The organism is Bradyrhizobium sp. CCBAU 53415 (assembly GCF_028128735.1).
Classification (GTDB): domain Bacteria; phylum Pseudomonadota; class Alphaproteobacteria; order Rhizobiales; family Xanthobacteraceae; genus Bradyrhizobium.
Genome location: NZ_LBJF01000027.1, coordinates 402,969 through 415,105, shown reverse-complemented (window position 1 = coordinate 415,105; position 12,137 = coordinate 402,969). Strand labels below are relative to the sequence as shown.

9 protein-coding genes are annotated in these 12,137 nt (G+C 64.3%); 1 reads left to right on the top strand and 8 read right to left on the bottom strand.

The features are described from left to right. The 8 genes from XH87_RS30140 to XH87_RS30105 form a co-directional block, all read right to left on the bottom strand. Positions 1-1,251 carry an adenylate/guanylate cyclase domain-containing protein gene (locus tag XH87_RS30140; RefSeq protein WP_271590029.1) on the bottom strand — a complete coding sequence of 417 codons (1,251 nt, stop codon included), beginning with the start codon at positions 1,249-1,251 and terminating at the stop codon, positions 1-3. Continuing rightward, positions 1,248-1,637, bottom strand: a complete 390-nt coding sequence (locus tag XH87_RS30135; protein WP_035710643.1) for a response regulator — start codon at positions 1,635-1,637, stop codon at positions 1,248-1,250. Before XH87_RS30135 ends, XH87_RS30140 begins: the two co-directional genes overlap by 4 nt. Beyond that, positions 1,634-4,240 carry a sensor histidine kinase gene (locus tag XH87_RS30130; protein ID WP_271590028.1) on the bottom strand — a complete coding sequence of 869 codons (2,607 nt, stop codon included), beginning with the start codon at positions 4,238-4,240 and terminating at the stop codon, positions 1,634-1,636. The genes XH87_RS30135 and XH87_RS30130 overlap by 4 nt, the downstream gene beginning before the upstream one ends. A 129-nt stretch (positions 4,241-4,369) precedes the next feature. Beyond that, entirely contained in the window at positions 4,370-7,465 is a 3,096-nt protein-coding gene (locus XH87_RS30125) for a MexW/MexI family multidrug efflux RND transporter permease subunit (RefSeq protein ID WP_271590027.1), read from the bottom strand. A 68-nt stretch (positions 7,466-7,533) separates the two neighbouring features. Continuing rightward, on the bottom strand, positions 7,534-8,724 hold the full coding sequence (locus tag XH87_RS30120) for an efflux RND transporter periplasmic adaptor subunit (protein ID WP_035710635.1): 1,191 nt from the start codon (positions 8,722-8,724) through the stop codon (positions 7,534-7,536). Between the two features lies 1 nt (position 8,725). Beyond that, positions 8,726-9,412 (bottom strand): helix-turn-helix domain-containing protein, encoded by a 687-nt coding sequence (locus XH87_RS30115; RefSeq protein ID WP_035710633.1) that lies wholly within the window; start codon positions 9,410-9,412, stop codon positions 8,726-8,728. A 155-nt stretch (positions 9,413-9,567) separates the two neighbouring features. Then, positions 9,568-10,158 (bottom strand): thiamine pyrophosphate-dependent enzyme, encoded by a 591-nt coding sequence (locus XH87_RS30110; protein ID WP_271590026.1) that lies wholly within the window; start codon positions 10,156-10,158, stop codon positions 9,568-9,570. Then, on the bottom strand, positions 10,155-10,697 hold the full coding sequence (locus XH87_RS30105) for a phosphonopyruvate decarboxylase (protein ID WP_035710616.1): 543 nt from the start codon (positions 10,695-10,697) through the stop codon (positions 10,155-10,157). The genes XH87_RS30110 and XH87_RS30105 overlap by 4 nt, the downstream gene beginning before the upstream one ends. Before the next feature lie 105 nt (positions 10,698-10,802). Between XH87_RS30105 and XH87_RS30100 the strand changes: the two genes are divergently transcribed. Further along, positions 10,803-12,035 (top strand): cytochrome P450, encoded by a 1,233-nt coding sequence (locus tag XH87_RS30100; RefSeq protein WP_271590025.1) that lies wholly within the window; start codon positions 10,803-10,805, stop codon positions 12,033-12,035. The last annotated feature ends 102 nt before the right edge of the window (positions 12,036-12,137 follow it).

Below are 12,137 nucleotides of genomic sequence, written 5' to 3'. Positions count from 1 at the left end.
CTATTCCAATTGCATGCGAATGCCTTTGGCGCCGTTGAGCAGACGCCTCAGGTGAAAACCGGCCAGCGGATCGTCGGCATGCATCCCGACCAGCGCGGCAAAGGCCGGCATGGCCCCGGCATCGCCGGCCTCCATCTTGGCAAAAGCTTCGGAATATTGCGCCGTCTCCGGGGCTTCGAATTTCGCCTCGGGCAACGGTTCGAACGCGCGCAGCGGCTCGCTGCGTCCACGCAGCATCAGGTCGCCCACGGGCCGACCATGGAAGTTCGCAGCCGCCTTTGCCACACTGGCGCTGACGCAGATGCGCGTTCCCAGATGCTTGTTGGCGGCTTCCAGCCGCGCCGCCGTATTGACGGTGTCGCCATAGGCCGTGTAGTCGAAGAAGCGGTTGCCGCCGAAATTGCCGACCAGCGCGGGACCAGCATGGGCACCGATGCGGGTGGCCCCGAAATTCACGCCTCTCGCCTTCCAGCGCGCCGAAAAGTCCTCCGCCCAGGCGTCGAGGTCATGAGCGCAGGCAACTGCACGCGTCGCATAGTCCGGCTGGTCGCCTGGTGCATTGAACAGCACCTGGATCGCATCGCCGATGATCTTGGCGACCGTCCCCTCATGAGCGAAGACGATCTCGGTCATGCCGCCGACATACTCGTTGAGAAGCTCGCCCAGCGTCTGCGGGGCCGCGGACTCGACCAGCGAGGTGAACCCGGTGATGTCGGTGAAGAGGGTGGCGACATCGCGCCACTGCACCTCCATGCCGTCGCCGTCGACATCCGCCGCCAAGCGCCTTGCGATCTCCGGCGAGAAGAAACGCGACAGCGAGGCATGGGCGCGCTCGGCTTCCATCTGGCGCCGCCGCACGTCGCGCAGCATCTCGACATGACGAATGGTCTTCTCGATCGTGGTCTCCAGATCGGCGAAGTCGATCGGCTTGGTCAGGAAGTCGAACGCGCCGCGGTTCATGGCGACACGGATGTTGCTCATGTCGCCATAGGCCGAGACGATGATGGTCGATTTCTTGTCCTCGGCTTCCTGGAGCTTCGCCAGCAGCGACAGCCCGTCCATCCGCGGCATGTTGATGTCGGAAACCACCATGTCGACATGCGGGTTCTGCTCGAGCGACTCCAGCGCCTCCAAGCCGTCGCGCGCGAATATGAGAGCGAACTGCCCATCGCGAATCTGCCTGCGGAATTTCTGCAGGATCAGTGCCTCGAGGTCCGGCTCGTCATCGACGAAGAGGATGGTCGCAGTCATGCGGCTTGCTCGAGCCTCGTGTCGATCTCCTGCCGCAACAGCACGAAATCGATCGGCTTGGTGAGGAGCCCGACCGCGCCGCGCTCGATCGCCTTTCGGCGCGTCTCGGCGTCGCCATAGGCTGTGATCATGATGACCGGAACGTCCGGATGTGCGGCACGCACCTTCGGCAGCATGTCGAGCCCGCTCATGCCGGGCATGTTGATATCGGACAGGATCAGGATCAGCGAGGGATCGCGAACCTCGGCGGCGCGCTCGAGCGCCTCGGGAGCCGAGAGAGCGAACTCCATCTGGAAGCGGCCGGCGCGCAGGTCGCGCCGGAACTGCTGCCGGAACAGCGCCTCGACGTCGGGCTCGTCATCGACGACCAGGATGTAAACGTTCAAGACTTGCCTCCAAGTGTACTGCCAGCTGTACTACCGGTCGTGCTGCCCGGTGTCATCGTCCGCGGCAAGGTGATGACGAATTCGGTGAATACACCGGGTGTGGTGTTCACGTCGATCGTTCCGCCGTGTTGTTTCACCACGATGTCATGACTCATCGAAAGACCGAGCCCGGTCCCCTCGCCGGCCGGCTTTGTCGTGAAAAAGGGATTGAACATCTTCTCCTTCACCTCGGACGGAATCCCGGTGCCGTTGTCACGGATCCGGATCTCGACCTTGTCGCCGAGGTTCTTCGTTGCGGCGCGCAAGGTCGGCTCGAAGGCGTCGCCCGCGCTCTCCTTGCGCTTGGCAGTGGCATAGAAGCCGTTGGAGATCAGGTTGAGGAAGACACGCGTGATCTCCTGCGGATAGATATCGACCATACCGGCGGCCGGGTCGAGCTCGCGCTGGAGCGTGACGTTGAAGGCCGGCCTCTCGGCGCGCGCGCCGTGATAGGCCAGATTGAGGCTTTCCTCCACGACGGCATTGATGTCGGCGGCGCGATGTTCGCCGGAGCCCTCGCGCGAATGCAGCAGCATGTTCCGGACGATGGAATCGGCGCGCTTGCCGTGCTGCACCACCTTTTCGAGGTTGCCCTTGAGCACGCCGGTCAGCTCCTCGATCTCCTCCTTCGTCTTGCCGTCGAGCGCGGCGGATCGCAGGGCCTCGTTGAGCTCGTCGATCAGCTCGGTCGAGAGAGCCGAGAAATTGTTGACGAAGTTGAGCGGGTTCTTGATCTCATGAGCGATCCCCGCGGTAAGCTGGCCGAGCGAGGCAAGCTTCTCCGTCTGGACCAGGCGGTCCTGCGCGGTGCGCAGATCGTCGAGGGATCGCGACAGTTCTGTCGTGCGTTCCTGAACCTCCTCGAACAATCGGACATTCTCGATCGCGATAAGGGCCTGATCCGCAAAGGTCGTAGCGAGTTCTATTTGCTTGTCGCTGAAGGGCCGCACCATATGCCGCGTCAGGACGAACACGCCGATCGGTGTCCCCTCCCGAAGGAGGGGGACACCGAGCATCGTACGCACGTTGGAACGCCGTCGCGCGGCCGAGGGGGCATAGTTTGGGTCGGCCTGCACGTCGGGAACATGGACCGTCCTGCCCTCAAGCAACGTGCGTCCGACCACACTCCCGCGCTCCGGTACGGACGCGAAGGTCCGAAGCTTGCTTTCCTGCTCCGCGTCGAGCCCGCAGCTTGCCGCCAAATAGAAGACGCCGTCGCGAGGCCGAAAGATCGTCCCCTCGTCGGCGTCGCACAACCGGGCGGCCGATCCGACCAGCGTGTTCAGGACGGTCTGCAGATCAAACGCCGAACGGCTGATGACCTTCAGCACATCGGCGGTCGCCGTCTGCTGCTGCAAGGACTCGCTCAATTCCGCAGTTCGCCGTTCGACCTTGTTTTCGAGGTCGGCATAGGATTCCTGCAAGCGCGCACCCATGTCGTTGAACTGATCGGCAAGGCCTTCGAGCTCGTCGCCGGTCCGGATCGAGATGCGCTGGGAGAAGTCGCCGCCGCCGATCCTTTCGGCGCCGCTGCGCAGCGCCTGGATGGGCCCGACCATGCGACGCGCCAGGAATATCCCGGCGAGCACGGCAAAGATCGATGCCGCGAGCAGCACGATCGCGAGCCGTTGCAACGCGGCGTAGAGCGCGGCATAGGCCTCCTCGACCGGCAGTTCGACGAACATGGTCCAGTGCAGCGGAGCGATCGGTGCCGACGCGGTCAGCACCTTCTGCCCTTCGATGTTGCGCGCCTCGGAGAGCCCGTCGCCCATAAGGCCGCCTGAGGCAAGCGCGGCCCGCACCTGCGGCAGGTTCGACATATCGGTGTTGCGCAGCACCAGGCTGATGTCGGGATGCGCGATCAGGCGTCCCTCGGGGCCGACCACGTAGGCGTGCCCGTGCTTGCCGACCTTGATCTGGGACACGAGGTCCCAGATCAGCTTGAGATTGACCTCGGCGATGCTGACGCCGGCATCCTTGCGCACACCGGCCAGCGCCAGCGTCATGTAGGGCTCGGACTCCCGGCGGAAATAGACCGGGCCATAATAGATCTTGTGCGCGACCGCCTCGGTGAACTTGGCATCCCTGGACAGGTCGACCCCGCTCTCGATGGCGTCCATCGCCAGCCGCGAAACGCGCAGCCGCTCCTTACCGGTCGAATCCGCCTGGGCAAGCTCTGTAATGGCGGGGACTTGGCGCAGGAGACGCAGTGCATCGAATCGGCGCTGCTCGATTGAGCCCGCCGACCACGGCAGTTGCGTGGTCCAGCCGAGCTGGCTCTCGATCTCCTTCACAAAATGGCCGATCTTGGCCGCGGCGGCCTCGGCCTGCTCATGCTGGACGCGGATCAGCGCCGCCTTGTGCTCGCGGTAATAGAAGACGACCTCGAACAGGCCGTTCGCAAGCAGGGCGACAGCAACGACCGCCACGAACAGCGCCACATATTTGATGAACAGCCGGCTTCTGATCCCCCGTGCCGCCTGGGCGCCGGAGGCAACGCCATTCGAAGCTCCGCTCGGCAAAGACCTCGCTTGCCGGCTATCGGGATGGACGGAAAGGCTCATACCGCGGAACCTAGCAAGAAGACCGGACCTTGTCTCTCGCAGGCGCGGAAAAGCGGCTATCCCGGGACACAACAAAAAGGGCGGCAGCGGATGACCGCTACCGCCCTTGGACCAGCTTGCCTTGCGGCCTCAGGTCGGCCGCAGCGCCTTTGAGCCGAGGTCGAGCTCGTTGACCTGCTTGTTCCGCTCCGAATCGGCTGCGGCGCGATGGTCGGTCGCCAGCACCACATAGACCGCCGGCAGCACGAACAGCGTGAACAGCGTGCCGATCGACATGCCGGCCACGACGACCAGGCCGATCGAGAAGCGGCTGGCCGCGCCCGCACCGGTCGCGGTCAGGAGCGGGATCAGGCCGGTCACCATCGCGGCCGTCGTCATCAGGATCGGCCGCAGGCGGATGCGGGCCGACATTTCGATGGCCGAGCGACGGTCGAGCCGTTCGTTGACCTGGAGCTCGTTGGCGAACTCCACCATCAGGATGCCGTGCTTGGTGATCAGGCCGACCAGGGTGAGCAGACCGACCTGGGTGTAGATGTTCATGGTCGCCGCGCCGAAGAACAGCGGGATCAAGGCGCCGACGATCGCCATCGGCACCGAGATCATGATGACCAGCGGGTCGCGCAGGCTCTCGAACTGCGCGGCGAGCACCAGGAAGATGATGATCAGCGCGAAGCCGAAGGTGATCGCGAGCTGATTGCCTTCCTGCACGTATTGCCGGGAGTCGGCCAGGTAGTCGTGGCTGAAGCCCTGCGGCAGCTTCTTCGCCTCGCCCTCCAGGAAGTCCACCGCCGCACCGACGGTCACGCCCGGCATCGGCACCGCCGAGAACGTCGCCGAATTGAGCTGGTTGAAGTGAGTCAGCGAATTCGGGTCGGTCTTGGTTTCGATGGACACCAGGGTCGACAGCGGAAGCTGCTGGCCGGTATTGGTCGTCACGTAGTAGCCGCCGAGCGATTCCGGCGACAGCCGCTTGGCACGCGGCACCTGCGGAATCACCTGGTAGGACCGGCCTTCGAGATTGAAGCGGTTGATGTAGTTGCCGCCGAGCAGCACCGCGAGCGTAGCGCCGAGGTTCTGCATGTTGACACCAAGATCCTGCGCCTTGGTGCGGTCGATCGTCACCTTCACGTTCGGCTGGTTGTAGGCGAGGTCGCTGTCGGAGACGATGAACATGCCGCTCTTGCGCGCGGCGTCCTTCAGCTTCTCCATCTGCTCATAGACCGTCTGGAACCCGGCGGTGGAATTGATCACCATCTGGATCGGGAGGCCGCCCGGCCCGCCCGGCAGCGGCGGCAGGTTGAACGCGAAGGCCTGGACGCCCTCGATCTTGGAGAGCTCGGCCTGCACCAGCGGCTTCAGCTGGATCGACGAGCGCTTGCGCTCATCCCACGGCTTGAGCAGCATGCCGGCGATGCCGCCCTGCGGGCCGTTGATGCCGTTCAGCACGAAGCGCAGATCGGTCTCGGGGAATTTCGCGAATTCCTTGTCGAGCTTGTCGCCGTAGAAATCGAGATAATCGATGTTGGCGTATTTCGGGGCCTTGGTCACGGCGAACACGATGCCCTGGTCTTCCTCGGGCGCCAGCTCCTTGGAGGTGTGCATATAGAGGAAGCCGACGAGGCCGAGGATCGTCACCGCGAACAGGCCGGTGACGGCCTTGTAGTCGAGCGAGCGATCGAGCCTGCGCCCGTACCAGCGCGTCATCGCACCGAACACCCGGTTCACGAGCTTGGCGAAGCGGCCCTCTTCGGCGTTCTTCAGCAGCACCGAGCACATCATCGGCGACAGCGTCAGCGCGATAATGCCCGACACGACCACCGAGCCCGCGAGGGTGAAAGCGAATTCGCGGAACAAAGAGCCGGTGAGACCACCAAGGAAGCCGATCGGCGCGTACACTGCCGCTAGCGTGATGGTCATCGAAATGACGGGGCCCACGATTTCGCGCGCGCCTTGTAGTGAGGCCTGAACCGGTGTCTTGCCCTCCTCGAGGTGGCGATGGATATTCTCCACCACGACGATGGCGTCGTCGACGACGAGGCCGATCGCCAACACCATCGCGAGCAGCGTCAGCAGGTTGAAGCTGAAGCCCAGCGCCAGCATCAGGGTGCAGACGCCGATCATCGACAGCGGAATGGTGACCACGGGAATGATGACCGACCGCAGCGAGGCCAGGAACAGGAAGATGACCACGATCACGATGATCACGGCTTCGCCGAGCGTCTTCTCGACCTCGTCGATCGAGGACTGGATGAACTTGGTCGAGTCGTAGGCCACCTTCATCTTCATCGATGGCGGCAGATTGCGCTCGAGCTCGGGGAACAGCGCGCGTACGCCCTTCACCAGCGTCAGCGGGTTGCCCTGCGGCGTTGCCTGCACGCCGATGAAGATCGCGTGCTCACCGTTGAAGGCAACACTGGCGTCCGTGCTCTGGGCGGCAAGCTCGACGGTGGCGATGTCCTCCATCCGCACGAAGCCGCCGTCCTTGGCCTTGACGATCATCTTCTTGAACTGGTTGACGTCGGTGAGGCCGGTATTCGTCGAGACGTTCGAGACGATGAGATAGCCCTTGGTCTGGCCCGCCGCGGACTGGAAGTTGTTGGCCGTGATCGCCGCGGCGACGTCGGCCGGCGACACGTTGCGGCCGGCCATCTTCACGGGATCGAGCCACAGACGCATCGCGAAAGTCTGGCCGCCGAGAATGTCGGCCGAGGCGACGCCGTCGACGGTCGATAGCACCGGCTGCACCACGCGCGTCAGATAGTCGGAGATCGCCGAACCGGACAGCTCCTCGGACGAGAAGCCGAGATACATCACCGCGGTGGTCTGGCCCGTGGTCTTGGTGACGATCGGATCGTTGGATTCCTTCGGGATCAGGTATTTGACCGAATTGGTCTTCGCCAGCACCTCGGTGAGCGCCTGGTTCGGATCGAAATTCAGCTTGATGTAGACCTGGATCGTCGAGGTGCCGAGCACCGAGGACGAGGTGATGTAGTCGACACCCTCGGCTGAGGCGACGGCCTGCTCGATCGGCGTAGTGATGAAGCCCTGGATCAGGTCTGCGGACGCGCCGGGATAGACGGTCGTGATGTTGATGACCGTGTTCGACAGCTTCGGATATTGCCGGATCGGCAGCACCATCGCCGCGCGCAGGCCGATCAGAAGGATCAACAGGCTGACGACGACCGACAGAACCGGGCGCTTGATGAAAATATCGGTAAAGGCCATCGCGGCGATCTCGATTTCTTTGTCTCAAGATGCGTGATCCGGCCGGGCCGGATCACGCGAGGATGTTGTCAGTAGCGCGGCGGCTGCGCCGGGATCTGCGGGGCCGGGTCAGTCGAAATCGCGACCGGCGCGCCCGATTGCAGCTTGAGCTGGCCGACGGCGACGACCTTGTCGCCCGCCTTGAGGCCCTTGACGATCTCGACACGGCCTTCGACCCGGTTGCCGGTCTGCACGAAGGTGCGTACCGCCGAGAGGCTGGTCTTGCCGTCCGCCTCCTTCTTCTCGGCGATCACGAACACCGAGTCGCCGTACAGCGTATAGTCGACCGCCGTCTCAGGCACGGTGATCACGGCCGGTTTGTCCGGCAGCACCACCGTGGTGGTCACGAACATGCCGGGCTTGAGGATCTTCTCCGGATTGGCGATCGTCGCCTGCACGCGGATGTTGCGGGTGTCGGCCGCGATCTGCGGCTCGATCGTGGTGATCTTGCCCTCGAAGGTGCGGCCCGGATAGGCGTCGACCTTGAGCCGGACGGTCTGGCCGACCTTGAGGCTGCCGGAATCCTTTTCCGTCACCGTGAAGTTGGCCCACAGCTCCGACAGATCGGTCAGCGACACGATCGCCGTACCTGCCGTCAGATATTGGCCGACCTCGACCTTGCGCATGCCGAGATCGCCGGAGAACGGCGCGCGCACCAGCTTTTGCGAGATCAACGCTTCGGTCTTGGCGATGCCGGCCATTGCCTGGTCGTAGGCGGCCTGCGCGGTATCGACGGTCGCCTGCGGACCGAACTGGCGCGCGGCGAGTTGCTTGGCGCGATCGAGCGACAGCTGCGCGACGGTCGCCTGCGCCTTGTAGTTGGCGAGGTCGCCCTGCTCCGGCGCGTCGAACAACTGCACCAGCGGCGTGCCGGCCTCGACACGCATACCCGGCTCGAACTTGATCTCGGTGACGCGGCCGTTGACGTCGGCACTGACGTCGACCTGATGCACGGCGACAAGGCTGCCGACCGCGGTGAGCAGGTTCGGCACCACCTCGGATTTGGCCTCGGCCGCGCTGACGGCGGTCGGCGGCGGCTTGTTGTTGGCGAAGAACTGCTTGATCATCTGGCCGCGGAAATAATTGAACCAGACGAGGCCACCGACGAGCGCGGCCAGAAGCGTGCCGATGATGATGAACCAAAGCACCGGCCGGACCGGACGCTTGGGAGCCTTGTCGATCGGTTCGCCCGAAATCTTGTGTTCGGTTACGATGTTCATGTCATGCACTTTCTGCAATCGCCGCCTCGCCGGCATCCGCGGCCTGATTGCGGCCCAGATGCGAAGCAATTGCGGCGTCGTTAAGTCCGATACCCCTCAGGAGAAACTCACACAGCTGCCGCTCCAGATCGTTCGCCTTGCCGTAAGCGAGACAAGGCGTGGCCGGCAGCCTGGTCAGCGCCGCGGTCATCACCGAGTGATGCGCGAACCAGAACAGATTGAGCGGCTCGCCAACGCACGGCCGCGCGTCACCGCTCGCAATCGCGCGCTCGAGCGAGGTGACGAAGACAGCCCCGATCAGCGTCTCGATCTTGGCATATAGCAACCGGGCGAATTCGCCATCATCCAGGTGGCTCGTGACCATCAGCCGCAGGCGCTGCGCCTCTTCCTGGTCGGGCCCGTCCGCGACCGCGAGGAAATGCTGAACCATGCCGCGGATCACTTCGACCAGCGTGGCGGTCGACGGCTCGCGTTCGAGCAGTTCCATCAGGGCCGGGTCCGCCTCGCATTCGTCGCTGAGGATCTCGGCATACAGCGCCGCCTTGGAGGGGAAATGCTTGAACAGCAGCGCCTCGGAAATGGCAGCGGCGGCCGCCACGCTCTTCGTCGTGGTGCCGGTATAGCCGTGTCGGGCAAAGCAGCGTTTCGCGGCACCGAGGATCAATTGACGCCTCAGGTCGCTCGTCATACGCAATGAGCTCATGCGGGGTGAGTAAGCACTCACCCACGCAGAAGTCAAGCACTATGTTGCATCGCAACCTGAATGCGTTGCAAATTCAGGGGAAATTCGCCCCGCCACCCCGCCTGCGTGCAGGGTGAACCCGTCTTGCGAGCCGCGGCGGGCTAGATCGGCTGGAAGCCGAGCTCACCGCGGATCCGGTTGAGGATGTAAGTCCCATCCCGGCTTGGCAGGATCCGCTCCAGGCTGGCGCCGTCGATCTTCACATTGGCAAAGCGCGGCCCGGCCGAGACGTCGTGGACGGCTTTGGCGAAGGCCTCGACCTCGGCCATGGTCGTGACAGCCCGGCTGTCCGCGATGCCACATGCCCTGGCGACGCCGACGAGATCGGCGGCGGCCGAGGTGTGGCTGGTCTGGCCGCCGGTCTCGCCATAGGCCTCGTTGTCGAGCACTGCGATCGAGAGGTTGGCCGGTTTCTGCAGGCCGATGGTGGCGAGGCTGCCCATGCCCATCAGCATCTCGCCGTCGCCGGTGATGACCAGCACCGGCAGCTTCGGCTGCGCCAGCGCGAGGCCCAGCCCGATCATCGCGGCACCGCCCATGCCACCCCAAAGGTAGAAGTTGCGCGCATGGTCGCCGGCCGCGCACATGTCGTTGGTGGAGGCACCCAGGCCACCGATCGCAACCACGTCCTTGCGGTCCGCGAGCAGCGTGGACACCACCTGGCGTCGGTCGAGGAGATTGGCCTTGCTCATTTGGTGAAGACCTTGGCGCCGATCAGGCGCTGCGACAGAAGGACGGCGGTGGGGGTGAGCGCGTTGTAGGCCTGCGCCGCGGCCGCCTCGAGCACCGCCGGCACCTCGGCTGCGTTCGAGGCGCGCAGCACCTTGACGCCGGAGAGCTCGAACACGCCCTGTGTGGTCGATCCCATCGGCACCTGCCACGGATTGAACTCGCCCCATTCGCCGCGCATGGTCACCAGCGTGAGGAACGGAAAGCGCAGGATCGGGATCAGCGACAGCATGTTGATGCAGTTGCCGACGCCGCTCGATTGCATCAGCAGCACGCCGCGCTGCCCGCCCGTCCAGGCGCCGGCGAGAAGCGCAACGCCCTCCTCCTCCGTCGTCAGCGGAATGCCGCGCATGGTGGAGGAGTCCAGCACGCGCTGGATCAGCCTGGAATGCCCGGCGTCAGGCACATACGGCACCTGCCGGACGTCGAAGCGCTGCAATGTCGCAAAAATATCGTCGGGCCAGTTCGGGGCCGTGTCGGGAGCGTCAGCGCGCGCGTGCATTTTCCTGTCCGGTCGGCTAGCAAGGTGCAACGACTGTAGACGCATGCACGCGCCGACCAGAACAACAAAAACGGCATAACGGCTTTAACCGGCGAGTATAACGGGATGAACGCAGATGCGAAAGCGCTGGCGGCAAGCTTCGACCTCGAGAAGCTGACGCCGGAGTTCTATGACAACCCCTACCCGACTTATCGTGCACTGCGGGAGAACGAGCCGGTCAAGCGCCTGCCGAACGGCACCGTGTTCCTGACCCGCTATGACGACCTCGTCGCCACCTACAAGAACACCAAATCGTTCAGCTCGGACAAGAAGCGCGAGTTCGCGCCGAAATACGGCGACACCCCGCTCTACGAGCATCACACCACGAGCCTCGTCTTCAACGATCCACCCTCACACACCCGCGTGCGCCGCCTGATCATGGGCGCGCTGTCGCCGCGCGCGATCGCCGGGATGGAAGGCGATCTCGTCAAGCTTGTCGACGGCCTGCTCGATGCCATCGCGGCCAAGGGGGCTTGCGAACTGATCGAGGACTTTGCCGCTTCCATTCCCATCGAAGTCATCGGCAATCTGCTCGACGTCCCCCACGACGAACGTGGACCGCTGCGCGACTGGTCGCTGGCGATCCTCGGCGCCCTCGAACCCGTGGTATCGTCCGAAGCGGCGGCGCGCGGCAACAGGGCGGTGACGAACTTCCTCGCTTATCTCGAAACGCTGGTCGCGCGCCGGCGCGCGAAGCCCGGCAATCCCGAGCGCGACGTGCTGACGCGCCTCATCCAGGGAGAAGGTAGCGGCGGGGAGAACGGCGAGCGGCTGACCGAGAAGGAGCTGCTGCACAATTGCATCTTCCTGCTCAATGCGGGCCACGAGACCACGACCAACCTGATCGGCAACGGCCTCGTCGCGTTGGACCGTCATCCCGACCAGAAGCAGCGCCTGATCGACAACCGCGAGCTCATCAAGACCGCGGTCGAGGAGATGCTGCGCTACGAGAGTTCCAACCAGCTCGGCAACCGCATGACCACTGAACGGGTCGAGCTCGGCGACGTCATGCTCGATGCCGGCACGTCGGTGACGCTGTGCATTGGTGCGGCCAACCGCGACCCCGCGCAGTTTCCGGACCCGGAACGCTTCGACATCGCGCGCACGCCGAACCGGCACCTCGCCTTCGCCACCGGCGCACATCAATGCGCCGGCATGGCGCTGGCGCGGCTGGAAGGGGCGATTGCGATCTCACGCTTCCTGGCGCGCTTCCCAAACTACAGCGTGAGCGGCCAGCCGGTGCGGGGCGGACGGGTCCGGTTTCGCGGCTTCTTGAGCGTACCCTGCGCGATCGGGTGAGGGCCAACAAAAAAGTGCGAAAACAACCCCATGCACAGTAGCGGGTGAGCCGGCGAACGGTGCCGCGTGGCCCCGTAGAACTATCTGACATTCCAGGTAAAT